Here is a 26,137-nt window from a genome sequence, read left to right as displayed (position 1 = left end):
TAGACCGCCTCCTACCTTTGGAGACCAATCCGGCCCAAAATCTCCTCCTGCCTTTGAAACATCTCCTCTTCTTCTTCTTTCGTCTCGTGATCATATCCCAACAGATGCAAAAATCCGTGAACCGCCAGGAAGCCCAACTCCCGCTCCAAAGAGTGACCGTATTCGCTTGCCTGTTCTTTAGCTTTCGGCAGAGAGATGACAATATCCCCCAGTGAAACCGCTTCTTCTTCCTCTGCAATGACCCATTCTTCCTCCGGATCCCAGAGAGGAAAAGAAAGGACATCAGTGGGCCGATCCACCTTCCGGTATTCCTTATTCATCTGCCGGATGGCTCCATTGTCCACAATCGTCACAGAAACCTCCACCGGCGGAAGCTGTTCCGCCTCCACCGCCGCTCGCAGAGCCTTCCCAATCCACTCGATCGCTTTTTTATCTTCTTCGGTTGCTTCAGTTTCAATTGCCAGATCCAATTGTAAACTCATCCGTGTTTGACTCCTTTGATTGTTTCCGGTTCTTCGGGATATTCAATACGTGAATGGAAAATTCCTTGCAAGGTTTCACAGATGGATTTGGATATCAGATCCAACTCCTTCAACGTCAAATCACATTCATTAAATTGGCCATCTTCAAGGCGGTCGCGAATGATTTTGCGAACCAAATTCTCAATGCGCGACGGGGTGGGACGGGAAAGAGACCGAATGGCCGCTTCCTTAAACTGCGCTTTCGGTCCCGGATAACGATAATTCTCCTCCAACACCTGGGCACCGTCCTTTTGTTGCTTCAACGCTTTATAGTAAAAATATTTGAGCAATGTGGTGCCGTGATGCTGGGAGGCAATATCCTGAATCGGCTTGGGAATCCGGTGCTGCCTTAAGAGCTCCACACCGTCGCGCGTATGGGAAATGATGATCGTCTTGCTGAGATTGGGTGATATCTTGTCATGGGGGTTTTCCCGGTACAACTGGTTTTCAATAAAGAATTGCGGCCTCTTCGTCTTCCCCACATCATGATAATAAGCTCCCACTCTTGCCAGGAGTCCGTCTGCACCGATCGCCTCAGCAGCAGCTTCAGCCAAGTTTCCGACAATAATGGAATGATGATAAGTTCCGGGTGCTTCGATCAGCAGTTTTCTCAGGAGCGGATGATTTGGATTGCTTAGCTCCAACAGCCTCAGCGGCGACAAAATGCCAAAGACGGTTTCAAAATAGGGAAGAGTGCCAATGGTGAGAACCGCTGAGAAAATCCCGCTCAAAACGCCGAAGATGACAGATTGCAGCAGCGCCTGGCTGGTTCCATCCGCCGGCACCATAAAATACATGCTGACGATGGGAATCACGCTGGCTGTGGATGCGATCAGGCCCGCCCGCAGAATGGCGCTTCGCTTGCGCACACCCGCCAAAGCAAACGCACTGGCCGCCCCGTTGACCAATGAGACGATTCCGTAACGAAAGTCGAACAGCAGCTGATGATCAGCATTGTAAAAGACACTGGAGGAAATCGACAGCAAAACCACACAGCCAAGTGCCAACTCGATATCCAGGAGCAGGGTGATTAACATGGCGCCGAGCCCAACCGGGGCCAAATACCCGATCGTGTTCCATTCCAGATTCTGCCCAAACGCAAGCAACTTCATGCCTGACAACGTCAGAAGCAAAATGGAGAACAACAGGATCAGATTTTTATTATCCGTATAAACGTTGGAATGGAAGCGGCGAACATAAAAGAACAACATCACCAGAAGGAAGCCGGTCAGGACGGCCAGCCCCAGATAGGGCAAGAGATGCGTGTTTTTCCGTAACAGACCCAGCTCTTCCAGCTTTCGATATTGGTCTTTGGTAACGACTTCCCCTGCCGATACGATGATTTGCCCTTTATTGATCGGGATGGTTTTGACCGCGTCACGCGCCGCTTCCCTCAGCTGTTCTGTCTTTTCTTCGTCCACCATTTCATTGGGAATGATACTTTGTTTCGCCAGTTCCCGTACAATGGACCGCGAACGGCTGTCGAGGGCGTCGTTATCCAGCAGGCTGGTCACCAGCACCCGGTCCACCGAATCCCGTTTTTCGCTCAGTTCCTGCGGACGGACCCCTTCTTGCAAAATGTCATAAACAATCCCTCTGGTTTTCAGGCGAATATCCGTCAATTTCTCCGGGGAAGTGCGTGCCAGATTTACATAAAAATGTTCCGTAAAGTTCCCGGGGATGGCTTCTTTTAAAATCGCCTTAATTTTGGCAACCTTGTCTTCTTCATTTAAATCCGCAGCGGTCACAATTTTTCTGACATCCGCAAAAAAATGATCGATCCTGTCTATTTGTTTACTGGTCAGGGTGTCATTTTTGGTGTACTGGGTCTCCACCGCGTTGGCTGCCTGTTTTTTAGCTTCCTCTGTCGCAAATTCGTCCGCTTTTGTCACTGGTGAAACGATCGTAGCCGGGCTGATGGAGCCCACTTTCACATCATATTGCTCCGGGAGCACATGTTTCATCAACAATAAATAGAACGCGATCCCAAAGATCGCGTACAGGAGAATTTGGATGCGGGCGCTTGTCTTCCAATCTTTTGGTATCAGTTTTTCCAACCAAATGGACGACGGTTCTCTCTTATCTTTCATCTTGAACCGGCTCCTTGTCTTAATCCTTACGAACTGCATCATGTTCATAGGCCTCAATGATTTTTTGCACCAGGGTGTGACGAACCACATCTTCTTGACCCAGATAGACAAAGCGAATCTCCGGGATGGAGGTCAGGATGCGCTCGGCTTCTTTTAATCCGGACTGTTTCCCCCTCGGCAAGTCAATCTGTGTCACGTCCCCCGTGATCACCATTTTTGAACCGAAGCCGAGACGGGTTAAAAACATCTTCATCTGTTCAGGAGTTGTATTCTGGGCTTCATCCAGGATGACAAACGAATCTTCCAGCGTTCGCCCCCGCATGTAGGCAAGCGGAGCCACTTCAATCAGACCCCGTTCCATCATTTTGGCCACTTGCTCCGTTCCCAGCATCAAATAAAGGCTGTCATAGAGCGGTCGGAGATAAGGATCTACTTTCTCTTGCAAATCACCGGGCAAAAAGCCCAAATTTTCACCAGCTTCCACAGCCGGGCGAGTTAGAACGATCTTTTTGACACGGTGCGCTTTTAAGGCAGTTACAGCCATCACAACGGCCAAGAATGTCTTACCCGTGCCCGCCGGCCCGATCCCGAAAACGATGTCCGACTTTTTGATGGCTGTCACGTAATGGCGCTGCCCCAATGTTTTCACGCGAACCGGTTTCCCTCTCTGTGTGACACCGATTTCCTCGAGAAACAGGTCCAACAGCTCACCGGCTTGGCCGCGCGCTGCCAGGCGATGGGCGTAAACCACATCCCGCTCGGTCAATTGGATTCCCTTGCGGATCAACGATAACAGCGTATGAAACAAATTGCCGAGCACGGAGCATTCTTCGGCCGAACCGGAAATGGTCACTTCCTCTCCGCGTGCGATGATTTTGGCTGAAGTGTTGGCCTCAATCTGTTTCAGAAAAGCATCATGGGGACCAAACAAGCTGAGTGCTTCCGCCGGATCGCGCAAACCAATTTTAATCGTGTTCTCGTGTGATTGCAATGCTCATTCTCCTTGTAAAATCGGTTGTGGAACCGCTATGTTTTCAATGACATCAAAGTGTACTTTCAAATAAACTTTACCATTCTCCAGGCGTTGGTGCAAAACTTTTTCCTCAAGAATGCGCCCGTCAGCACCAAGCTTTTGAAGCAGCTCTTCCTTTGCCTGCCTTTTTCCCAAATGGACTGCCTCTTCTTCGGTCAACTTTTGATTGACCCACTCCATCTCCAAAAATTCCTGTTCCACCAAACCGAACGGCAACGACCGATTGCCCACCTGCACCGGCTGTACCCTTTGAATGGTTTCATACTGCTTGTACGGGAGTTCGCGAAATGGATTCCACAAAATCTTTTTTCCTATATAAGGAAGGGTTATTTTTTGCCGATAGCCCGTATATACTTTTCTTTTTTGCCGGACAGGGACCGTTACTTCCGATTCATACCAGACTTCCCCCATCACTTTCCCCTTGGCTCCCACAACCGTACCTGTATCCGGATCCCCGTAAATGCCGGACACGAGGACTTGTCCTTGACGGACGACATCATTGACTTCCACCAGCGGATTGCCTCGTTCTACGCGCATATCATAAATCAGCGCGTTTTTGGAAGCGACCAGGTGAACCGGTCCATACGAAGGCAACTCTTTCGGCGGCGGCTCAATTTGCTTTTTCTCGACAACCGTGACGGTCACCCGGGTTCCTTCCACCCGGACCCCGACCCAGGAAGCCTGCGGCAACTGGGTTAGCAAATGGTGTTGAACCAGTTCCCGGTCGGGAAGATCTCTCTTTAGTTGTCCAACATAAATACCTTCTTTTTTCAGCAGGGAGCGGATCTGGGCTTCCGGGATTCGTTCCGTGCCTTCGATTTCAACTTTCCAAATGAATGAACTGAAAAGAAAAATGAGAAAAAAGAACAGAATCATGCCGATATAAAAAGATTTGCGTCGTTTTACCCGCTTGATCAAAAAAGGCAAACCTGCTTTGTTGATGATTCGTAAACGAATTTTTTGCTTGCGCATCAGCGACGTGAAGAGAAAAAAATCAGGAAGCAAAATGGTGATCCGGATCGTGCGCTCGTCCACCCAGTAGATATTCTCCACATAAATTCCTTCCTGAACCGCCATGTTCAGCACGGAAGCCAATTGGGGTCCGGAACATTGCAGATCTATTTTTCCCTTAACGATATTTGGCCATTGTATCCCCAGCAACCTCGTTCTCCCCTTATTTGATAACTTTAAGTTCGTGTATGTTTCCTTCGACCAAAACCACTTCCGGGTAGATGGCTTTTATCTTTAAACTTTCTCCTATGATCGCTAAACAACCCTGGTTAATTCTCAGTTTCAACTCACGGCTGCTGAAATGTTCCACTCCCTGGTGGTTTTCAACCTGCAACCGAAAAGGACCGATCATTTCGATCCGGGGAACGTCACTGGTCACGTCAGGCGGCAAATCAAACCATTCAGAAGCCCATTTGCGCATCTGTCCCCGTCATCCTCCCGTGAAATGCCCTCATCTCCTTTGTAACTTTTATGCGGAATACGGCTCAATTATGAAAAAGCAATAGAAATAGCGGTATAGAATGATCTATACCGCCAGGAGTTGATCAACCGTTACGATTTGATTTCGTTTTGAGATTGAGCAACCAGCCGTTTGGTGATCTCGCCGCCCACCGATCCGTTTCCGCGTGCAGTCGTATCAGAGCCCAGTTTTACCCCAAATTCAGCAGCGATTTCTTCTTTAAATTGGTTGAGCACCGCAGCTGCTCCGGGTACAAGCAGTCTGTTGGTATTTGCGCGACGGGGCATGGTTTTCACCTCCTTGTGGTTTAGTATGAAACGTCAAAACAGATCTATCATCCACATATGTTTCCATGTCAGTTTAAGGAATTTTGCCCAAAGAAAAAAGAACACCCGAAGGTGTCCTTTACCGGAAAACATTCGCTCTGTAAGGCTTTTTAGCACGGGGAGGACCCAAAATTTCTTTCATGATCATCCCCTGGCGGAGTTGTTGTCGACTCAGCTTCCCTTTTTTGTTCATCGAAGTTTGGGGAATGTGCGACGATGGCCGGCTTTCGGTGTGAATGTCTGCAGACAGCATCGAAGGCGATGGGGGTTCGAAAGCAGAGGCCATATCATCCGGTTCCTCTGCCAACTCCTCCTCCCATCCATCCGGTTCCATTTCCCTATTTTCGGTGACAAGAGCCGTCCCCGCGAACTTTTTCTTTTTCGCTTCTTGCATCCGGTTGATCAACCATCCCGCCATTGCAATCAAAATGGCGATCATGAAACTTTCCATCTGAAGCACCTCCTCTCAGAGTGTGCCATCCGTTCCGCCAGCGCTTATTTTTCATCACCCGGGGGTTCTCCGAGGGAGCGGCGCATCCGTGTATCGGCTTCCATATTTTGCAACATATAATAATCCATTACACCCATGTTGCCGGAACGAAGTGCTTCCGAAAGAGCGAGCGGGATCTGCGCCTCCGCTTCCACCACTTTGGCCCGCATCTCTTCCACACGGGCGCGCATCTCCTGCTCCAACGCTACCGCCATCGCCCGGCGCTCTTCCGCTTTCGCCTGGGCAATTCGCTTATCCGCTTCCGCCTGATCCGTCTGAAGTTTGGCGCCAATGTTTTTACCGATGTCGATATCGGCAATGTCAATGGACAAGATTTCAAAAGCGGTTCCCGCATCCAATCCCTTGGCCAACACCGTGTTGGAAATCATATCGGGATTCTCCAAAACTTCCTTATGGCTGCTGGCCGAACCGTTGGTCGTGACGATCCCCTCGCCGACGCGGGCGATAATGGTCTCCTCTCCCGCACCGCCGACCAAACGGTCTATGTTGGCACGCACGGTGACCCGGGCTCTCACTTTGACCTCGATTCCGTCTTTGGCTACCGCTGATACCATCGGTGTTTCGATCACCTTCGGATTTACGCTCATCTGCACGGCTTCCAGCACGTCGCGCCCCGCCAGATCAATGGCGGCTGCCCGTTCAAACACCAAATCGATGTCGGCGCGCTGGGCCGCAATCAGGGCATCGACAACGCGGTCCACATTGCCGCCAGCCAAGTAGTGGGTCTCCAACCGGGTAATATCCACATCCAATCCGGCTTTTCGCGCTTTAATTAAAGGATTGACGATTCTTGCGGGGACAATGCGTCGGAGGCGCATTCCGATGAGCGTGGTCAAGCCGACATACACTCCCGAGGCCATGGCACTGATCCACAGCATCACCGGAACAAACGTGAACAAAATGGACAACGCGATGACACCCAGCACGACTACGACGACAATCCCCCATACCCCTGCATCCATTTTTTCGATCCCCCGCATTTTGATATTTTTTATAAAACTTTATTTTTATTATACTTTATTTACTCATTCCTCTTCCATTTTTCTGACAACCACCCGCGTACCCTCTACTTGAATCACCTTCACCTTGCATCCGCTCGGAATGATGTTTCCTTCGCTTACAACATCTTCCCTCCTGTCGCCAAACTTGGCATAGCCGGACGGACGGAGAGGAGTCATCGTTATTCCGACCTGTCCGAGCAAGTCCTTGCGGTTTTCTGAAGAAGTATAACCCTGTTCATTTTTTTGTGCAGCTTGAAGGACCAGTGGACTGGCCGGCCTCTTGCCAAAAAACTTGATCAACACCCATAGAACCGCAATCGCCAAGACAAACCCGATCACGACCGCCATCGTGCCCACCTGCCAGCTGGGAGCCGCTCCGACGACCGCCGCCACAACACCGACAATTCCCAATATGCCCAAAATGCCAAAACTGGGGACAAAGATCTCGAGAATCAATAAAATCAGCCCGGAAACAAAAAGGGCGGGTGTCCCCCACCCGGACGAACCGGCCAGATAATGGCCGAAAAAGTAAAGGGCAAAAGAACCCAATCCGATGATTCCTGGTGCGCCAAAACCAGGTGAAATCATTTCGATCGCAAGCCCGATGATTCCGACAGCGATGAGAATGCTTACAACATACGGATCGGTAACGAGGCTGACAAAAACATCCACACCGCTTCCCTCCCTGTCTCTGTTCAAAAAAAACAGCGTGTATAAAAACACGCCGTCAGCTTAATGTTTCCTGAACCAGACGATTGACGAGCCTGCCATCCGCTCTCCCCTTCACTTTGGGCATGATGGCCCCCATCACTTTGCCCATGTCCGCCTTCGAGGAAGCACCCACTTCCTGTATCACTTGCCGAACCAGAGAGCGGAGTTCCTCTTCAGACAGTTGTTCAGGCAGGTAGGTTTCAAGAATCTCGATTTCTTCCCGTTCTTTTTGAGCAAGGTCTTCCCGCCCTGCTTTTTCATATTCACTTAAACTGTCTCTACGTTGTTTGATTTCTCGCCCGATCACTTCCAGCACTTCATCATCGTTCAGCGGGCGCTTTTTGTCGATTTCCACTTTTTTGATGGAAGCACGCAACATGCGAATCGTGGATAACTTGGTCTTCTCCTTGTTTTTCAGGGCAGACTTCATATCCTGATCCAGTTGTTCCAAGAGACTCACTCGTGTGACACCTCACTACCGACGCTTTTTACGGGCGGCTTCCGATTTTTTCTTGCGACGAACACTCGGTTTTTCGTAACGCTCGCGCTTGCGCCATTCAGAAAGAACGCCGTCTTTGGCACAGGAACGCTTGAAACGACGCAGAGCGCTATCCAGCGATTCATTTTTCCGGACGCGTGTTTCGACCATATGATTCCCTCCCTCCACGGGTCAGCTAGGCCGCTGGGCTGGCAGCCTAAACTAAAAGGAAAAAGACCCACACATTTACGCAAGCAGCGGCCTTATCCCCTGAGGAGATGGTCAGCACGCACAACACCTGCATAAAAAATAAATTGAATCAGACCAACGACGCCCGAGAGCATAACGCTCCTTTGTTCAGACTTTCGCCTGAACACCCGTTGGGACAATACAGTCAAATTTTATTATATCGCACGTTACATGGGAGTGTCAAAAAATTAACCTGGAGGCCAGGTCAGCTGGCGTCCTCCGAGCAGATGGAAATGAATGTGGAAAACCGTCTGGCCTCCCTCTTCTCCCACATTGTTGACCACGCGGAAGCCTTTCTCGGCCAATCCCAGCTGTCGGGCAATTTTCTGTGCCGCATGAAGAATTTTCCCGGCCAGCGGTTGATCCTCTTCTGTGAGTTCAAGCAAGGAAGAGATATGTTTCTTGGGAATGATCAGCACGTGAACCGGAGCAACGGGGTTAATGTCGCGAAATGCAAGCAAATCCTCATCTTCATACACTTTTTCGGACGGAATTTTGCCCTCCACAATTTGGCAAAAGATGCAATTGTCCATGATTTCACTCCTCCTGTCCTTGATTCACATTATAGCAAATATTGAACAGCGAAAAACGTATGGCTCTTCACCCGCAAATCTTTAGCGGCATATACTGTATCACGATTTCCGCAAAGAGGTGAACCCATTGACCAGGAAGCCCTCTACAGGTGATACGAAGCTCAGGGATCTGATCCGCAGAATCGTCAAAGAAGAGTTGGCAAAGATGGCCGCGCAGCATCCGGAAAGAAATTGGTTGATGAATCCTGAACATTCAGAGTCGAGATCGGGAAACCATAGCGACAAAAGAACGAAATCGGAGCTCCATCCGGAGTACGCCGAATGGGAAGACGGGCCCTGGGCGGTATTTGGTCCTCCCGAACCGGATCCGTCCCATCTTTCCCGTTACAAACAGCAAAAACCTCCGGCATTGCCTGATTGGTCAGCCCCTTATCATCCGGATTTCAACCATTTTGAAGCACCGCCGTACACGCCCAAAAGCCGCAGAAAAAGATGATCACCGCTCCGGCCTCGATGAAAACAGAGGCCTTTTTTTGTAACGTGTGTATGGTTGTAAAATCATCCCCGCACTTGTAGCTGTCGGGACTGCCCCCCCCCCGGATTGGCCTTCCGGGGAAGGTGACTTGTCATGCCCAGGCTTGAGAAACATCGGCCCGTCGCATCGGTTGCGGTCTGCGTTATATTTTCTTCTGCGGTCATGCCGCCGCCTCCTCCCCCATATACTGATATGGACAAGGGAGGGCTAACGGGATGAAGGAAATCATTATTCCCTTTGCAACGGGTTTAACCATTTTTATGTTCGGCTTGCAATTGATGCGATCGGGCTTGGAAAACATGGCGGGAGAAAGGTTGCGCCATGCCTTGCTCCAATTCACCCGCACCCCGCTGCGCAGTTTCATCACCGGAATTGTATCCACGGCTTTTTTGCAGAGCAGCAGCGCGGTCACCGTGCTTACGATCGGGTTCGTAAACGCCGGCATTCTCACATTTGCCCAGACGATCGGGATCATTTTGGGAACCAATATCGGAACGACTGTGACTACACAAATCCTCGCTTTAAATATCGAGGACTTTGCCGTTCCATTCATCATTTTGGGTGCAGTGACCTACATTTTGCCGTTCAAAGGCTTGTCCCGGTTGGGGCTGGTGATCGGCGGATTCGGCTGTATCTTTCTCGGCATGGAAACCATGCAGTGGATCACCTATCCTTTGAAAGAACGGGGCTGGATTCACTGGCTGATGGAAAACGGGGGTCATCCGATCCTGACAGGGATTGCCGCAGGAATGCTGCTTACCGCTTTGATCCACAGCAGCAGTGCCTGCATCGCCATCACCATGGGTTTTTACGCATCAGGACTATTATCTCTTCCCTTTGCCATCGCCGTCGTGTTTGGGAGCAACATCGGAACTTGCGTCACCGCCTTGCTCGCATCACTCGGAACCAACCTGGCCTCGAAGCGAGTCGCTCTCTCCCATCTCATTCTAAACGCCGCCGGTGTTTTGGCTTTTGCGCCGCTCATTCCATTGATCAGCCAAGCAGCCCCCTATTTATCGGAGAATCCGGCCACACAGATCGCCCATATCCAGACATTGTTCAATCTCATTTGCTCGCTGGCCGTCTTGCCCTTCTCCGATGCTTTTGCCAAAGGGATTACTTGGCTCACCCCAAATAAAACCGTCCCGGTGAAGTGGAACGGGTTTCCGCGCAATCTCTAATACGTGCCCGTTCCTGTCCCGCCGGTCACAATTGCTACGCTGGCGCTGGCTCCAATCCGGTCAGCACCTGCTTCGATCATCTGCTGTGCCGTTTTCAGATCGCGGATTCCGCCGGAGGCTTTCACTCCCAGTTCCGGTCCGACTGTTTTTCTCATCAACTCCACCGCTTCCACCGTCGCTCCTCCCCGGCCAAACCCGGTCGAAGTCTTCACAAAACGGGCGCCGGCTCGCTTGGCTTGTTCGCATGCCTGTACAATCTCCTCATCCGTCAAAAGTCCTGTTTCCAGGATGACCTTGACCGTCAGCCCCTGAGCTGCTTCCACAACCGCTTGAATATCCTCTTGAACCGTCTGCAGGTCCCCCGATTTGAGAGCGCCGATATTCATCACCATGTCGATCTCCGTCGCCCCGTTTTGAATGGCGTCACGGGTCTCAAAAACTTTCACTTCCTTGGTTGTTGCCCCGAGCGGGAAACCGACCACCGTACATACTTTGACATCAGTTCCTGCCAAATGAGCGGCTGCTTCTTTCACCCAATAAGGATTTACACAGACAGAAGCGAATCCGTGTCTCTTGGCCTCTTCGCATAAAACGGCAATCTGCTCCCGGGTCGCTTCGGGTTTTAAGAGCGTATGATCGATCATCGCCGCAATCTGTTTGACATCCATATTTGATCTTCCTTTCACGATTTTCTCCATTCGCGCCAAGGCGAGGTTCATAATTCTCTCATTATTGCCGTATCCTTTTTCTTTTTGAAGTTGGAGGGCCTCCTCGGCCGTATACCAGCCCAGCCCTTCAATCTCTTCAAGCTGCGGAACTTCTTTCCCACTCCGTGCCTCCACCAAATAGTAAACGACTTCTTTATCCACCAGTCCCCGCTCCGGGTCCGTATATTGATATTTCACATGATCGATCTTGTCGATCATGTGCCCGTCAATCCCGGTTTCTTCTTTAATTTCTCTCAGGGCGGTCTGTTCATCCGTCTCTCCGGGCTCTTTTTTCCCCTTGGGCAGCGTCCACTTCCCGTAGCGATCGGCAATGAGCAAAATCTCAGCCCGGTCATTACGGATCCGGTAGACGACCCCGCCTGCCGATTTTTCTTTCATCTGACACATCCTTTTTCACCTTTTTTTGCGTAGTGATCATAGCACAAGTTGGATGCGGGAAACAAGATCATCTTCACAAAAACGGATTCGCTTCCCGGTCAGCAGCCGGGTACGGTTTATCCGGGGAATTTCCGGCATGAAAATGGGCAGACTAACCTCATCATCAAAAAAGTCCGGAGTGCCTATGAAACATTTGGATTGTGACTTCTCACCGCTTAAGCAACAGATCAAAGAATATTTATCGTGTCTCACTTCAGACATCCATCAGCTCAGGCAAACGTTGGACAATGAAACGACCTGCCTGCTTCGCCAATTCGCTGAACTAAAAAATAAGTTGATCCAGATTGAAGCATTGGCCTCTTCCTTTTACCTGCAATGTTATTTATCCACCCATACCAATAAATATTTGGAGCTGGCCAAAAGCATCCGCCACCTGTCTGAGCGTAAACACGGGGCACTGATCATCGTGGAACGGCAAGATGCTTTAGATCCTCTGGTCGGGCACGGGACGCCCGTCCATGCTACCTTTACCAGTTCACTTCTGGAGTCGATCTTTTTTCCCGGAAGTCCGTTGCATGACGGAGCCGTGCTCATCCGCGGTGACATCATTATATCTGCAGCCCATATTCTGCCTCTTTCCGGCAAAAAGAGCGAACAAAAATTGGGAACCCGGCATCGGGCTGCCCTTGGGTTGTCCGAACGGAGTGACGCGCTGGTCATTGTAGTTTCCGAAGAAACCGGAAATGCCTCCTTTGCATTTAAAGGGAAGTTGTATCCGCTGTATGCGAGCGGGCTGCCATCCTAAGCGTATCCGGATCGGAAAGCAAACCGCCGAACGTCCGGTAACGGATTGGAAAGAGGCTGAACCCTTCTCCCGATCTCGGTTTCGCCTTTTCAAATGGAGAGAGGCCAAAATAGAACGCCAGATGAAATCTTCCGTGTATGAATGTTTCGCCTACACCGTAACATCCGCGGCCTATACAGAGTGAGGGCATCGTGTCATCCTCCGTTACTTGATAAATCGATCATCACTTTTACATATTTGAAACAGTTTCCAGCGCTGTTTTCCATGTATAATATGGCTAGTTGCAAACCGCATAGGATTCGGGAGGAAAATATCTTGGTTTTTAAGAAATTTATGGCAAAATTGGGCAAAGGCGCGGCTCAAGTGGATTTGGTTTTAGATCAAGAAGAATATACGCTGGGAGAGCAAGTGAGCGGAGAATTGGTCATTCAAGGAGGAACGGTGCCACAAGAGATCAACGGGATCGACATCGATTTTATGATGAGCGTGCACACGGAGAAACAGGAGCAAACGGTGTTGATCCATCGTTTTCCGTTCCCCGGTTCCTTTCAAATTCAACCGGGAGAGAGAAAAACACTTCCTTTTTCCTACGAGTTGCCCAAGAATCTGCTGCTCTCCGGCTACTCGGTTTCGTATTATTTCGTGACCCATCTGGATATCGCCGGAGCGGTGGACAGTACGGACAGGGATCCGGTTCTCATCATGCCCCCCCAGCGTTTGCAAAATATCTTTACCGCATTGGAACAACTGGGCTTCCGTGAAAAATACGGTTCCCGTTCCTTTGACGGTTATATGCAGGAATTTGAATTCAGCCCGACTTCCTTTCTCAAAGAGGAAGCCAAAGAACTCGGATTTGTGGCAGGAATGGAAGAAGAAGGAATCCGCCTGTTGCTGGAAATGGATTTATATTCGTTTACGGGTGAACAGGAACTGAAACGGGAAGTTTGGATCGAAAATCGCGTGCTGGATGATCCGGGACAACTCGTCCCTTTCCTCCGGCAAGTGCTTACGGAAATGGTTGAGCATCCCCACAGCTATGTACATGATAAACAGCGTTTCTATCATCATTTCCGCCACAAACTCTCCGGCATAACCGGAGCGGTTGGCGCATTTGCCGCCGGATTGATCGCCGCGGAAGCATTTCAGGACATCGTGGAAGACGGATTTGCAGCCGATTTTGGAGAAGGGGAAGAAAGCGATGATGTCGGGTTATTCGATGGCTTGTTCGGCGGAGAAGAAGATTTATGATGATGGTTCCATGAAGGAAAAAGCCGCTCAGTTCGCTGGAGCGGCTTTTTTTAGGCAATTTTAACGGGTAAGAAGAAATCCCGGAACACTGTTATCGTCGGGTCAACGTTTGTAATAAGACCTTTCCGTTCCCCTTCTCCCAACCACAGATCCGGGATAAAGATTTTTTTCCGCTATTTCGTTGACCATCTTCCAGCGGATTCCCTGTTCCCGGCTGTCGGGGTTCACAGCGATATGCAAGATTTTTCATCTTTATGGATCGCAAGGCCAGGACTACCAAGTACTCCGTTTTCTGTCTCGAACAAATAGAGCGAACGCTCTTTTCCCGTCCGGTAAGATAAGATGATCCGGCTCAGTTGATTCTCGTCGGGTTGAAAGAGTGCATGGGCAAGCAACCTTCTCACCAGCTCCATGACAGCGGGGGAATCATGAGGACTCAGTGGACGGATCATGGTTGATTTTTTCGGCATACCCACATTACTTTTTGCAGGAAAATGGTTTGATTATCTACCCATTTATCCTGTTTTGCCTGTTCGAACAGCGCATAAATCATCTCACGGTCGGAAGGAGGGGTTTTGGCCCGGTCCAGCCATTCGGGAATATCCATCGGCGTCGTCCACGTGCGATAGCAGGATACCTCGGAGAAGCCCGCTTCCGTAAAAAGCCGGTGCCAACGGTTCAATGTGAGGGATTCGTGGTGGGAGGGATCGCGCAGCTTTTCAATCTGATTGAGCAGCCTGGCACTGTCGGCATCATCCGGAACAATATTATCGATCAGGATGAGCAGGCCGTCATGATGAAGAACCCGGTACATCTCTTGTACCGCTTTTTTGACATTCGGAAAATGATGTGCGGCGATGCGGCAAGTGACTAGGTCGAAATAGCTGTCGATAAAGGGAAGGGCTTCCGCATCCCCCAGCACAAATGTGAGATTACGAATCTTCCGCCTTTTTGCTTCATCTGAAGCGAGTTTCACCATCTTGGGTGTTACATCCAACGCCACCACGTGTTTGATGCATCCGCTTAACAGAAATGCAGTATGACCCGCACCGGTTGCAATATCCAGCGCTTTTTCCCCGGGAGATCGCATGGCTAACTCCCTGATCCATTCCAAATCCTGCCCTTTTGCATGAACCTGGCTTGTAAGGTATGCCTCCCCTGATCGATCAAACTGTTGAACCACTTTGCTCTTTTCGCCCAATTCCGATCCCTCCTTGTTTCGCCTGATGAAACATAGTTTCATATCACATTTCCATTATAAACGATGTTTACGAAAAATACCACAAGCAAAAAAGCTGTTCACTTGTCTGCTCAGGACAAGCGAACAGCTTCGAGCATTAAACGGCAGCCGGACGGGGGGTGTCTTCAACAACACGGACAAAGGTGCCGTGACAGTATTCGGAACCGGCTTTGTCGATGCGGACCCTGCACACTTTGCCGACCCATTCTTCTTGGGCAGGGAAGACGACTTGAAGGTAGTTGTCGGAATATCCCATGTACAAGCCGCTCTTCGGATCTTCTTTGTACGGGCGTTCCGGAATCACTTCCAGCACATCGCCGACGAATTTTTGCGCGTACCGGAGAGACAGGCGGTTGGAGAGTTCGATCAGGCGTTTCACCCGTTCGTGTTTGACCTCTTCCGGCACTTGGTCCGGCATGCGCGCAGCCGGCGTTCCGGTCCGTTTGGAATACGGGAATACGTGCAATTGATACATTCCCAGCTCTTCGATAAACCGGTAGCCGTTTTCAAATTGCTCGTCGGTTTCGCCCGGGAATCCGACGATGACATCGGTGGTAATGGCCACATCGGGCATCGCTTCATGCAGGCGCATGATTTTCTCCTTGTACTCTGCCACCGTATATTTGCGGCGCATCCGTTTCAGAACCGCGTCATCCCCTGCTTGGAGGGGAATATGCAGGTGGCGGCACATTTTTTCGGAGGCGTTCAGCACTTCGATCACGCGCTCATCGATCTGGCTGGCTTCGATGGAGCTGATGCGGATGCGTTTCAGACCTTCGATTTTGTCCAGGTCCCAGAGGAGATCGGCAAGTTTGTAGTTTTCAAAGTCCTCGCCGTAACCTCCGGTGTGAATTCCGGTAAGAACGATCTCTTTGTAACCGGCTTCCACCAGCTGGCGGGCTTGTTTGAGGACGCTCTCCGGTTTCCGGCTGCGGGAGAGCCCCTTCGCCCAAGGGATGATGCAGAAGGTGCAGAAGTTGTTGCAGCCCTCCTGGATTTTAAGCGATGCGCGGGTACGGTCGGAGAAGGTCGGAACGTCCAGTTCCTCAAATTCGCGCTGCTTCATGATGTTGCCAACCGCATTGATCGGCTGGCGTTCACGGCGGAAACGTTCCACGTATTCAATCAGCTTGTCGCGTCCCTGCGTGCCGATCACGATATCGACTCCCGGAATCGCAGCCACTTCAGACGGGGAAGTTTGCGCATAACAACCGGTTACACAAATCACCGCATCGGGATTTTTGCGGATCGCGCGGCGGATCACCTGACGGCTCTTTTTATCCCCCGTGTTGGTTACCGTACAGGTGTTGATCAGATAGACATCCGCTTTCTCTTCGAAGTCCACCCGCTGATAACCCGCTTTTTTAAACAGTTGCCACATGGCTTCCGTCTCATAGGCGTTTACTTTGCAACCCAACGTGTGGAAAGCAACGGTGTTCATTCCGTTTCACCTCCCAGATCATTTCGTTGAAATAATATACAGGATAAAGCGGCCAAGGAAGCTGTTTCCGTACGTAAAATCCGCATCCCCAAAGTAACGGGGACCGCCCCTGCCGCTTCGGCTTCGGCCACCTCTGTCTCCGTAAATCCGCCTTCAGGGCCGATAATGAGCAGAATCTCTTCAGAAGCGGCTTCCGCCAAGCTTTTGGCAAGGGGTTGGCCTCCCTTTTCGTAAGCGATCCAGGCGGTTTTTGCGGACTTTATTTCTTCGAGCAGTTCTTTCCAACTGACGGGGCGGGCGACTTCCGGAATGATGCCCCGATGAGACTGCTCGGCGGCTTCCTTGACTATCCGCTCCCAGCGTTCGTGTTTCTTATCGGTCTTGCGGCTATCTATTTTAACAACGGTACGTTCGGAAGTAAAGGGAAGAAAACGGACAGCACCGATCTCTGTCCCTTTTTGTAAGATCCACTCCAGTTTATCCCCTTTAGGCAGGGACTGTGCAATCGTCACTTGTGTCTTGGGTTCCCCTTTGGAAGGGGAAATCTGAATCACCCGGCAACGGATGGCTGCCGGGGTCAATTCTTCGATCTCTGCAAGATAGTCCCTGCCTTGACCGTCACAACAGACCAGCTGATCGCCCGGACGGCTTCGCATCACGTTTTTGATATGATGCACATCATCGCCGGTGATCAGAATCCGTTCATCATTCACTTGGTCTGGCGAGATAAAATATCGTTGCATCGGACACTCCTATCAGTTTACCATTTTTTTGCGGCAATGGCTACCCAGCGTTCTTCGTCAATGGTTTCCAATACCTCGAGTCCGAATTGCTCCAGGGCAGCAGCTACCTGCTCCGCTTTTTCTTCGATAATTCCCGAAGCGATGAAGATGCCGCCGGGAGTAAGCACCCGGGGCAGTTCATGGGCGAAGAGCAGGATGATCTCCGCCAGAATGTTGGCCACCACACATTCCGCTCTCTCCGCCACTCCTTTCAGCAGATCTCCTTCACGGGCGGTAACTACTTCTTGCACTCCGTTTTGTTTTACATTGTTTTCTGTGCTCACCACCGCCAGCGGGTCCAGATCGACGGCCAGCACTTGTTTGGCTCCTAATTTGGCCGCTGCGATGCTGAGGATTCCGCTGCCGCACCCGACATCGATGACGCGCATGCCGGGAGCCATATATTTTTCCATCAGACGCATGCTGAGCTTCGTGGTCGGATGGGTTCCCGTACCAAACGCCATCCCCGGGTCCAGCTCGATGATCTTCTCCTGATCGGATTCGGCGGTGTATTCTTCCCAGGTCGGCTTAACGGTTAAACGCTCCGTAACTTTGACGGGCTTATAATATTTCTTCCATTCGTTGGCCCAGGATTCTTCATCCACCACCTTTGTTTCGACGACTGCCGGTTCCGGGTCGATGCCGTACGTTTTCAATTGCTGCATCTCTGTTTGGAGCCGTGCGACAAGTGCCTTCGGATCCTCCAGTTTCAACTCGGACAGGTAACCTTTCACCCGGACCCCTTGCTCGGGATAGTCCTCTTTGGAAAGTTCGATGATCTCTCCATAAGAGGTTTCCCATTTTCGTCCGAGCACTTCCGGATCCTCGATCACCACCCCGTCCGCCCCCAGCTCCTGAAGCAGATGGCTGACCGCTTCAACCGCTTCATGGCTTGTATGAATATTGACTTCGATCCAGTTCAACACGGATCCCCCTTTTAAATAGAGAAAAACGGGCTGATTTGCCCGTTCAGTGGTGAAGGCCATTTTTCTGACTCAAGGCAATGACGAAACCACCCGGCGGAAAAACGGCCTTCCCGACAAATTAGTCACCTCGAAATGCTTTTTTCATTTTATCAAAGAAATTATTGCTTTGCTCATGGATGTACTCACCGCACAGGCGGTTAAATTCACGCAACGCTTGTTTTTGTTCTTCCGTTAACTTGGTCGGAGTCACCACGCGCACTTTGACGCGCAAATCCCCTTGCCCGTATCCGCGCAAGCGGGGAACTCCTTTTCCGGGCATGCGGAACTCCGTACCTGTTTGCGTACCGGCCGGGATCTTCAGACGGGCACGGCCGTTTAAAGTGGGAACGATCACTTCGTCACCCAATGCTGCCTGGGCAAATGTGATCGGCAATTCGCAGGTAAGGTCATCCCCATCCCGCTTGAAGAAGTCATGCGACTTGACCAGGATTGTGATGTAAAGATCTCCCGGGGGTCCGCCGTTGATGCCCGGCTCCCCTTCCCCGCTGACGCGAAGCTGTGCCCCTTCGTGAATACCGGCAGGGATTTTGACATTGATCTTCTTCTTCCGCTTTACTTTACCTGAGCCGGTGCAGGTGGTGCATTTCTCGCGGATCATCTTGCCCGTTCCTCCGCAAGCGTGGCAAACCCTGCGGTTGACGATGCGGCCAAACGGTGTGTTTTGGACCACTTCCGCCTGCCCGCTTCCCTGGCAGACCGAACATACTTCCGGAAACGTTCCGGGCTTGGCACCTGTACCCCGGCACGTATCACATGTTTCTGTACGCGGAATGACCACATCTACGTTTTTTCCAAAAACGGCATCTTTAAACTCGATCGTGAGACGGTATTCCAGGTCGGCCCCCTGGCGAGGCGCATTCGGGTTGCTGCGGCGCCCGCCCCCGAAGAACATATCGAAAATGTCACCAAAGCCGAAGTCCTGGGCTCCAAATCCGCTGCCTGTTCCGCCAAAGCCGCCAAATCCACCCGTTGGATCGGTATGGCCAAACTGATCATATTGCGCTTTCTTTTGCGGGTCGCTCAAAACCTCATAAGCTTCTTTTACCTCTTTGAACTTTTGTTCAGCGTCGGGTTCTTTGTTTACGTCCGGGTGGTATTTACGGGCCAGCTTCCGGTACGCTCTCCGGATTTCATCGTCCGAAGCGTCACGGTTTACGCCCAATACCTCATAATAATCCCGTTTGCTCATCCGACCACCTCCTCTTGCTGTCAACCTGGCGCTTTCTTTTATAAGATTCCACCACAAAAAATGGAAAGCCAGGCCGAGGCAGAGCCTCGACGTTGACTTTCCTGCCGAGGAGATTCTCTATCTCGTCTCCTCTTATTTATCTTCTTTTACTTCTTCAAATTCAGCATCTACGACATTGTCATCTTTTTTGGTTTCGGACGTTTCGGCATTTTGAGCCGCTTGAGCCTCTTGCTGCATTTTTTCATACAGCTTCACAGACAGCTGTTGAACCACTTGTTCCAGCTCTTCGGACGCTTTTTTGATCGCTTCGATGTCGTTACCTTCCAGTTCTTTTTTCAGCTTGTCTTTGGCCTCGTTTGCTTTTTCAACATCTGCGGCGTCCACTTTATCTCCCAGATCTTTGATGGTTTTTTCCGTGGTAAAGATCAGCTGGTCTGCTTTATTGCGGATTTCCACCTGTTCTTTGCGCTTTTTGTCTTCTTCCGCATGCAGTTCGGCCTCACGGATCATTCTTTCGATCTCCTCATCGCTCAAGCCGCTGGAGGATTGGATCGTAATGGCCTGGCTTTTGCCGGTGGCCTTATCTTTCGCGGATACGTTGACGATTCCGTTGGCGTCGATTTTAAAGGTGACTTCGATTTGCGGAATGCCGCGCGGAGCCGGCGGAATATCGTGCAATTGGAAGCGGCCCAGGGTTTTGTTGTCCGCTGCCATCGGACGTTCTCCTTGCAGGACGTGGATATCCACCGTTGTCTGGTTGTCCGCGGCGGTGGAGAAGATCTGGGATTTTTCAGTCGGGATGGTGGTGTTGCGCTCGATCAGTTTGGTAAAGACTCCACCCAGCGTCTCAATTCCGAGAGACAGCGGAGTGACATCCAGGAGCACCACATCTTTGACATCCCCGGACAGAACACCGCCTTGAATGGCTGCACCCATCGCCACGACTTCATCCGGGTTTACGCCTTTGCTCGGCTCTTTGCCGATGAGCTTTTTGATCGCTTCCTGCACAGCCGGAATACGGGTAGAACCTCCGACCAGCACCACTTTATCAATTTCGCTCGGGCTGAGACCGGCATCTTTCAAGGCCTGGCGGGTCGGCCCCATGGTGCGCTCAATCAGGTGCGAGCTCAATTCTTCAAATTTAGCCCGGGTCAAGGTGACTTCCAGGTGTTTGGGACCTGTGGCATCCGCAGTCAAGAACGGCAGGGAAATCGTGGTGGTAAGTACGCCGGACAAGTCTTTTTTCGCTTTTTCCGCTGCATCTTTGAGACGCTGCATCGCCATTTTGTCGTGACGCAGATCGATGCCGTTTTCCTTTTTGAATTCTTCGATCAGATAATCGATGATGACTTGGTCAAAGTCGTCGCCGCCCAGTTGGTTATCCCCGCTGGTGGCGCGGACTTCGAATACGCCGTCACCCAATTCGAGAATGGATACGTCGAAGGTACCTCCACCCAGGTCGAAGACGAGAATGGTTTGATCCTCATCTTTATCCAAACCGTAAGCAAGTGCCGCCGCAGTCGGTTCGTTGATGATTCTGAGAACTTCGAGACCCGCGATTTTGCCGGCATCTTTGGTGGCCTGACGCTGGCTGTCATTAAAATATGCAGGTACGGTGATAACGGCTTGCGTCACCTTTTCGCCGAGGTAGGCTTCGGCATCCGCTTTCAGTTTCTGCAGGATCATTGCCGAAATTTCTTGGGGGGTGTATTCCTTATCGTCAATCTTTACTTTATGGCTGGTACCCATGTAACGCTTGATGGAGATGATCGTCTTTTCCGGATTGGTGATCGCTTGCCGCTTGGCCGCTTCACCTACGAGCCGCTCACCGGTTTTGGAAAAACCGACGACGGAAGGAGTGGTGCGGCCGCCTTCAGCATTGGGAATGACGACTGCCTCGTTTCCTTCCATATAGGCTACACAGGAGTTTGTGGTTCCTAAGTCAATCCCGATTACTTTTCCCATTCGTCTCGTTACCTCCTACATCCAGTTCACAATAGATCGTATAGTAAATGGCAAAATGGTGACAAAAATACGGGAAGGTGCGTATGGAATCCGCCCAGATCAGCTGCTGATTTTAACCATGGACGGGCGAATGACGCGGTCCAAATAGCGATAACCGGCCTGCAGCTCTTCCACTACCATGCCGGGCTCATGTTCTTCGCTGTCCACTTGCATGACCGCATGATGCTGATGCGGATCAAAGGGTTTGCCTTCCGCTTCGATCAAGGTAAGACCAGCTTGTGAAAGCACATTCAGAAACTGGCGATACACCATCTCAATGCCCTCTTGCAAAGCCTGGGCATCATGATTCTGGTCGGCAGCTTCCAATGCGCGCTCAAAGTTGTCCAGAACAGGTAACAAGGCTTCCAATAGAGGGACGACAGCATACTTGACAGCATCCTCTTTTTCTTTGCGCGCCCGGCGGCGGAAATTTTCCAAATCAGCCAGGGCGCGAAGATATTGCTGTCGATTCTCCTCCGCTTGTTTTTGCCATTGGTCGGCAAGCCGCTTGTATTCAGCCGCTTGCTGTACCCATTCTTGCGTGGAAGGGGCTTCATCAACGTCGGAGTGTTCCGGCTCCGCTTCTTCCATATGCAAGGAGTGTGGATCCTGCTGCTCCTCGTTCCCAGGCACCGGATTCATCTCCCCGCTGGATGAAGTTTGGCCCCTCATTTGCCGGAGCTCTTGGTTTTCAGTATCCATCATCGGATCCTCCCATGTTTAGAAGACAGGTTCTTCCTTCATTTTCACTATTGTATGAATGCGTAAAATGGCCGTGCTGACTTCTCCTGCTGCTTTCAGTGCGTGATATTTGACCAAAAGAGGGTCCACCACACCCATCTCAATCATATCCACAATCGTACCCCGGTCGCAATCGATTCCAAGCGAATCGGATTGGCGTTTGAGTTGGAGGGCTTTCACCTGTTCAATTTTTTCAAGCGGATTAAATCCGGCATTGGCCACTACTTGAGCCATCGGGCGCTGCAACGCTTCGGCCACGGCTGAAACCCCAAACCGTTCCATGCCTTGAACCGTATCCCGGAATTGTTCCACGTCACGGGCCAGGGATAACTCGACGGCTCCGCCTCCAGGGACATATCCTCCGCGGACGGCTGCCTGTACTGCCGATGCGGTGTCCTTGCAGATTCGTTCGCGCTCTTCCACCACTTCTTCGGTAGAGGCCCCCACCAGAATCGTGGCAAACGGCTTGCCGCGTCCTCCGCTGATGCGGATCTTTTCCAGGATTTCCTCATCTTCCGCTTCCCGGCAGAAGCCGAGCACGGATTCCAATTCCTCCAACGATTTGAACAAGCCGCTTCGCTTGATTGGACGCGCACCGGTGTGTTCCGCTACTTTGTTCAGATCCGAGCGGGTGACTCGCTGAACAACCATGGTTCCCGCATCGGTCAACACCTCTTCCGCATGGGGATCCACCCCCCTTGACGTGACGATGAGACCGACATTGAGATGAATCAGATGTTCCAGAGCCACATAAAATTCTTCACGCAATCTTTCCTGTTTGGCAAAGCCTGCATCCGTCCCGCGCGCCTCTTCATCGACGGATTCAGGTTCCAACGCATCAGCAAGAACCAAGACCCTCGCATCTTTTTTAAACGAGGGCATCTGCGAATTCATCCGCGATTTATTGATCAAAATGCCGGAAAACACATTGCTTTCTGCCCGGGGATGGGCGACGACCGCACTGGAGAGCTTAAAATGTTTCTCCAACAACTTTTCCCGGCCGACCAGATGAGCTGCTTCGATCACCGCCAAGGTGATATCCTCGTTTTCACGGCTGGCCGTATAAGCGATTCGCTGCAGCCATTCATCATCCAATTCCCAGATGGGCCGGGCTTTCTCTTTCATTTTGTTCAAAGCGAAGCGGACACCTCGTTGAATTCCCGCAATCACTTTGACTACCGGCACCCCGCGGCTGACCTGTTTCGCGCCTTCATCCACCAACGCGGCTGCCAACAACGTGGCGGTCGTTGTCCCATCGCCCATCTCTTCCTGCTGGGCTTTTGCCACCCCCACGATCATGCGGGCCGCCGGGTGTTTTACTTCCATTCGATCGAGAATCGTTACTCCATCGTTGGTGACGATCACTTCATTATTCTCATTCACCAACATCGTATCCAGCCCTTTGGGGCCAAGCGTCGATTCAACAGCTGCTGCCACAGCCTTGACTGCATTGGTATTGCTGATGAGTGCGGAAAGATGACTCTCCCCTTTGTCTGAGCTCAAGTGATCTTTGTCAGGCACCCGGTACCCTTCCTTTCTCTACATAGGGATAGGGGTTCGCCTGAACCCCTAATACGCATAGTCCCGCGCACGGCGATCAAACCGCCCTATTTTCTATTTATATCAAAAATTTATTCTCCGTCATAAAGGGTGCTCAGTCGTTTGGAAAAGTCTTTAGCCAGGAAATCGATCAGGCTGATCACTCTTCCGTAATCCATCCGCGTCGGCCCGAGTACTCCAATCGTTCCAACGGGTTCGCCATGAATCGTATAGGAAGCTGTAATAATACTGCAATCGTTGATCTCTTCCAATCTGATTTCCTGTCCGATGCGCACTTGCACTCCGCTGGATTCCGGCCTCAAGAGTTGAATGATCGTCTCGTTCTTTTCCATGAGATCGAGCAGGGATTTCATTTTTTCCACATCTCTGAACTCCGGCTGCTCCAACATCCGCGTCGCCCCGCTGGTATAGACGCGCTGCGTGTCTTGCTCCGTCTGCAAAATTTGATCGACGAGCTCGGTCAGCTTTTCATAGTGATCCACATATCTCATCAGCTCGTCGGACAGTTCGCGGGCCACCACTTCTTTCATTTTCGAAATCGGAACCCCTGTCAGGCGGTGGTTCAACAGGTTGACCAGCTTTTCAATGGTTGACAGAGAGACCCCTTCCGGAAATGTCACCCGGTGCTGATGCACATGCCCGGTATCCGTAACCAGAATGGATACCGCTGAGCGATCAAACAGGGGAACGATTTGGAGATGTTTTAAATTGTTTTCGGAGATGGTGGGTCCCAGGATCATCGTCATATAGTTGGTCATCTTTGAAAGAATGGAAGTGGTGTGCTGGATCGCCTGTTCAACACGATCGATCCTCATGGAATAGTGCTTGTGCAAAGCGAGCAAATCTTCTTTGGTCCACATATACGGAGTCAACAGATGGTCCACATAAAAACGATATCCTTTTTGCGAAGGTATTCGTCCGGCAGATGTGTGCGGCTGCTCCAAAAATCCCATCTCTTCTAAATCAGCCATCTCATTGCGGATTGTGGCCGCGCTGTAACCAACTCCCTTTTTCTTGGAGACAGTACGGGAACCTACCGGCTCAGCTGATATGATGTAATCATCAATGATCGCCAAGAGGATCTGTTTTTGCCGCTCGGTTAACATCTGCCTCCCCTCCTTGTTAGCACTCCACTACCTCGAGTGCTAAAAATACTATAATTAAATTACCAAACGGCCGAATTGATGTCAATCATTCCCGTTATAAAACCTGTTCTCCGAGAAATGAAGCAAAAACTTCGTTGCCAAAGATCAGCCCTTTCTCCGTCAATGTGATGCGGTCTCCCTGTTGCTGAAGCAGCCCTTTTTCCGTCAAACGCGCCAGGATCGGGCCAAAGGCGTGTTCCACCGTCATCCCGTACCTTGAAGCAAAGCGGGAACGGCTGACTCCCTCCATCATCCGGAGACCGAGGATCATGAAGTTTTCGATCTCTTCCTGGCGGCTCACCGGATATACCTCAGCCACCGGACGGATTCCGCTTTGAACCTGATCGATATACTGCCGGATTCCTTTTATATTCGCATGTCTGGTGCGATTCATATATCCGTGGGCCCCGGCTCCCAAACCGTAAAATTCTTCGTTGCGCCAGTAAGTGGAATTGTGGCGGCTCTCGCGCCCCGGCTTGGCAAAGTTGCTCACTTCATATTGGCGGTACCCGTGCTGTTCCAGAAAGGAACGTGTCAATTGATACATTTCCAACTCCTCATCTTCCGATGGCAGAGGCAATTCTTTTCTTTCATATAGATAATGAAACAGCGTTCCTTCTTCCACTTTCAAACTGTAGCATGAAAAATGATCAGGGTTCAGCAGAACGGCCTGCTCCAGTGTTTCTTCCATATCGCTTACCGTTTGAGTGGGCAAACCAAACATCAAATCCAGGGACAAGTTGTCAAAACCCGCTTCCCGCGCCAGATACACGCTTTTCTTGATCTCTTCCGTCCCATGCACTCTGCCGATCCGCCGGAGCAAATCCGGGCGGAAAGTTTGCGCTCCAAAACTGAGGCGGTTGACCCCGCCCTCGCGCATCGCCTTGAGCAAATCCGGGCCGGTCGTGCCGGGGTTGGCTTCGACGGTAAACTCCAAATCGGCCGCCCAGCGGGGAAAACGCTCACGAATGCTCTCTAAAAGACGTCTCATTTGGTCCGGAGTGAGAATGGTCGGTGTCCCCCCTCCGATAAAAACGGCCTCGATCTCTTCAGGAGGAACTTCTTTTACGGTCAGCTCCATCTCCCGGTCAAGCGCTTCCAAATAATCATCGACAGGCTGCCCGGTTACGACATAGGCGGTAAAATCGCAATAATGGCATTTGTGGGTACAAAAAGGGATGTGAATATAAACAGCTTTTGGCGGCATCCCGTCACCTCCCGCTGGCAAAAAGCCGCAAGCGGCATGAACA

27 protein-coding genes and 1 pseudogene are annotated in these 26,137 nt (G+C 51.0%); 4 read left to right on the top strand and 24 right to left on the bottom strand.

All coding sequences use genetic code 11. From position 1 onward, the window contains the following. Window positions 1-11: 11 nt before the first annotated feature. From ybeY to BMW55_RS06765, 12 genes are all read right to left on the bottom strand, one after another. The gene (gene ybeY, locus BMW55_RS06820) at window positions 12-482 is read right to left on the bottom strand and encodes an rRNA maturation RNase YbeY (protein ID WP_089966685.1); all 471 of its coding nucleotides are present in this window, start codon (window positions 480-482) and stop codon (window positions 12-14) included. After that, window positions 479-2,611 carry an HD family phosphohydrolase gene (locus BMW55_RS06815; RefSeq protein WP_170839785.1) on the bottom strand — a complete coding sequence of 711 codons (2,133 nt, stop codon included), beginning with the start codon at window positions 2,609-2,611 and terminating at the stop codon, window positions 479-481. The genes ybeY and BMW55_RS06815 overlap by 4 nt, the downstream gene beginning before the upstream one ends. A gap of 19 nt (window positions 2,612-2,630) precedes the next feature. After that, complete coding sequence (locus BMW55_RS06810; protein WP_089966681.1) at window positions 2,631-3,602, bottom strand: PhoH family protein; 972 nt, start codon at window positions 3,600-3,602, stop codon at window positions 2,631-2,633. A gap of 3 nt (window positions 3,603-3,605) precedes the next feature. Beyond that, window positions 3,606-4,805, bottom strand: a complete 1,200-nt coding sequence (gene yqfD / locus BMW55_RS06805) for a sporulation protein YqfD (protein WP_089966679.1) — start codon at window positions 4,803-4,805, stop codon at window positions 3,606-3,608. A 13-nt stretch (window positions 4,806-4,818) separates the two neighbouring features. Continuing rightward, complete coding sequence (yqfC, locus tag BMW55_RS06800; protein WP_089966677.1) at window positions 4,819-5,076, bottom strand: sporulation protein YqfC; 258 nt, start codon at window positions 5,074-5,076, stop codon at window positions 4,819-4,821. 131 nt (window positions 5,077-5,207) lie between these two features. Next, window positions 5,208-5,402 carry an alpha/beta-type small acid-soluble spore protein gene (locus tag BMW55_RS06795; protein ID WP_089966675.1) on the bottom strand — a complete coding sequence of 65 codons (195 nt, stop codon included), beginning with the start codon at window positions 5,400-5,402 and terminating at the stop codon, window positions 5,208-5,210. 118 nt (window positions 5,403-5,520) lie between these two features. After that, window positions 5,521-5,892 (bottom strand): hypothetical protein, encoded by a 372-nt coding sequence (locus BMW55_RS06790; RefSeq protein WP_089966673.1) that lies wholly within the window; start codon window positions 5,890-5,892, stop codon window positions 5,521-5,523. A 44-nt stretch (window positions 5,893-5,936) separates the two neighbouring features. Further along, window positions 5,937-6,914, bottom strand: coding sequence for a flotillin-like protein FloA (gene floA / locus BMW55_RS06785; protein WP_089966670.1), 978 nt, complete (start codon window positions 6,912-6,914; stop codon window positions 5,937-5,939). Between the two features lie 63 nt (window positions 6,915-6,977). Beyond that, a complete protein-coding gene (locus BMW55_RS06780; RefSeq protein WP_089966667.1) occupies window positions 6,978-7,625 on the bottom strand; it encodes an NfeD family protein in 648 nt (215 codons plus the stop codon). Window positions 7,626-7,680: 55 nt separating this feature from the next. After that, complete coding sequence (locus BMW55_RS06775; RefSeq protein ID WP_089966665.1) at window positions 7,681-8,124, bottom strand: GatB/YqeY domain-containing protein; 444 nt, start codon at window positions 8,122-8,124, stop codon at window positions 7,681-7,683. A 15-nt stretch (window positions 8,125-8,139) separates the two neighbouring features. Continuing rightward, window positions 8,140-8,313, bottom strand: coding sequence for a 30S ribosomal protein S21 (gene rpsU, locus BMW55_RS06770; protein WP_089966663.1), 174 nt, complete (start codon window positions 8,311-8,313; stop codon window positions 8,140-8,142). A gap of 266 nt (window positions 8,314-8,579) precedes the next feature. Next, window positions 8,580-8,924, bottom strand: coding sequence for a histidine triad nucleotide-binding protein (locus tag BMW55_RS06765; RefSeq protein ID WP_089966661.1), 345 nt, complete (start codon window positions 8,922-8,924; stop codon window positions 8,580-8,582). Between the two features lie 127 nt (window positions 8,925-9,051). Here BMW55_RS06765 and BMW55_RS06760 point away from each other — a divergent pair, with 127 nt between their 5' ends. Together BMW55_RS06760 and BMW55_RS06755 are read left to right on the top strand one after the other, a co-directional pair. Beyond that, a complete protein-coding gene (locus tag BMW55_RS06760) occupies window positions 9,052-9,420 on the top strand; it encodes a hypothetical protein (RefSeq protein ID WP_089966659.1) in 369 nt (122 codons plus the stop codon). A gap of 254 nt (window positions 9,421-9,674) precedes the next feature. Continuing rightward, window positions 9,675-10,640, top strand: a complete 966-nt coding sequence (locus BMW55_RS06755; protein WP_089966657.1) for a Na/Pi cotransporter family protein — start codon at window positions 9,675-9,677, stop codon at window positions 10,638-10,640. Here the strand turns inward: BMW55_RS06755 and deoC are convergent. Continuing rightward, the gene (gene deoC, locus BMW55_RS19655) at window positions 10,637-11,308 is read right to left on the bottom strand and encodes a deoxyribose-phosphate aldolase (RefSeq protein WP_244527481.1); all 672 of its coding nucleotides are present in this window, start codon (window positions 11,306-11,308) and stop codon (window positions 10,637-10,639) included. The two genes, BMW55_RS06755 and deoC, sit on opposite strands and share 4 nt — an antisense overlap. A 90-nt stretch (window positions 11,309-11,398) precedes the next feature. Next, window positions 11,399-11,746, bottom strand: a pseudogene (locus BMW55_RS19650) (NUDIX hydrolase); the annotation flags it as partial. Window positions 11,747-11,930: 184 nt separating this feature from the next. On the opposite strand from BMW55_RS19650, the gene cdaS reads away from it, so the two are divergent. Next, window positions 11,931-12,551 carry a sporulation-specific diadenylate cyclase CdaS gene (gene cdaS / locus BMW55_RS06745; RefSeq protein ID WP_089966654.1) on the top strand — a complete coding sequence of 207 codons (621 nt, stop codon included), beginning with the start codon at window positions 11,931-11,933 and terminating at the stop codon, window positions 12,549-12,551. Between the two features lie 315 nt (window positions 12,552-12,866). Then, window positions 12,867-13,799, top strand: coding sequence for a sporulation protein (locus BMW55_RS06740; protein ID WP_170839783.1), 933 nt, complete (start codon window positions 12,867-12,869; stop codon window positions 13,797-13,799). Window positions 13,800-14,247: 448 nt separating this feature from the next. Here BMW55_RS06740 and BMW55_RS06730 read toward each other — a convergent pair whose 3' ends face one another. From BMW55_RS06730 to hemW, 10 genes are all read right to left on the bottom strand, one after another. Continuing rightward, window positions 14,248-15,000, bottom strand: coding sequence for a class I SAM-dependent methyltransferase (locus BMW55_RS06730; RefSeq protein ID WP_170839782.1), 753 nt, complete (start codon window positions 14,998-15,000; stop codon window positions 14,248-14,250). 136 nt (window positions 15,001-15,136) lie between these two features. Further along, window positions 15,137-16,480 (bottom strand): tRNA (N(6)-L-threonylcarbamoyladenosine(37)-C(2))-methylthiotransferase MtaB, encoded by a 1,344-nt coding sequence (mtaB, locus tag BMW55_RS06725; protein ID WP_089966646.1) that lies wholly within the window; start codon window positions 16,478-16,480, stop codon window positions 15,137-15,139. Beyond that, complete coding sequence (locus BMW55_RS06720) at window positions 16,477-17,223, bottom strand: 16S rRNA (uracil(1498)-N(3))-methyltransferase (RefSeq protein ID WP_089966644.1); 747 nt, start codon at window positions 17,221-17,223, stop codon at window positions 16,477-16,479. Before BMW55_RS06720 ends, mtaB begins: the two co-directional genes overlap by 4 nt. A gap of 17 nt (window positions 17,224-17,240) precedes the next feature. Further along, a complete protein-coding gene (gene prmA, locus BMW55_RS06715; RefSeq protein ID WP_089966981.1) occupies window positions 17,241-18,185 on the bottom strand; it encodes a 50S ribosomal protein L11 methyltransferase in 945 nt (314 codons plus the stop codon). A 121-nt stretch (window positions 18,186-18,306) separates the two neighbouring features. After that, window positions 18,307-19,437: a molecular chaperone DnaJ gene (dnaJ, locus tag BMW55_RS06710; protein ID WP_089966642.1), complete on the bottom strand. Its 1,131-nt coding sequence runs from the start codon at window positions 19,435-19,437 to the stop codon at window positions 18,307-18,309. Between the two features lie 132 nt (window positions 19,438-19,569). Beyond that, entirely contained in the window at window positions 19,570-21,402 is a 1,833-nt protein-coding gene (gene dnaK / locus BMW55_RS06705; RefSeq protein ID WP_089966640.1) for a molecular chaperone DnaK, read from the bottom strand. 99 nt (window positions 21,403-21,501) lie between these two features. Next, window positions 21,502-22,143, bottom strand: coding sequence for a nucleotide exchange factor GrpE (grpE, locus tag BMW55_RS06700; RefSeq protein WP_244527470.1), 642 nt, complete (start codon window positions 22,141-22,143; stop codon window positions 21,502-21,504). 18 nt (window positions 22,144-22,161) lie between these two features. After that, on the bottom strand, window positions 22,162-23,703 hold the full coding sequence (locus BMW55_RS06695) for a TCP-1/cpn60 chaperonin family protein (RefSeq protein ID WP_089966636.1): 1,542 nt from the start codon (window positions 23,701-23,703) through the stop codon (window positions 22,162-22,164). A gap of 110 nt (window positions 23,704-23,813) precedes the next feature. Then, on the bottom strand, window positions 23,814-24,848 hold the full coding sequence (gene hrcA / locus BMW55_RS06690) for a heat-inducible transcriptional repressor HrcA (RefSeq protein ID WP_089966634.1): 1,035 nt from the start codon (window positions 24,846-24,848) through the stop codon (window positions 23,814-23,816). Window positions 24,849-24,942: 94 nt separating this feature from the next. After that, window positions 24,943-26,094 carry a radical SAM family heme chaperone HemW gene (gene hemW, locus BMW55_RS06685; RefSeq protein ID WP_089966632.1) on the bottom strand — a complete coding sequence of 384 codons (1,152 nt, stop codon included), beginning with the start codon at window positions 26,092-26,094 and terminating at the stop codon, window positions 24,943-24,945. Between the last annotated feature and the right edge of the window lie 43 nt (window positions 26,095-26,137).

Source organism: Lihuaxuella thermophila, from assembly GCF_900110165.1.
Lineage (GTDB): Bacteria > Bacillota > Bacilli > Thermoactinomycetales > Thermoactinomycetaceae > Lihuaxuella > Lihuaxuella thermophila.
The sequence above is the reverse complement of the archived record's forward strand: the minus strand, read 5'-3'. Positions and strand labels throughout refer to the sequence as shown.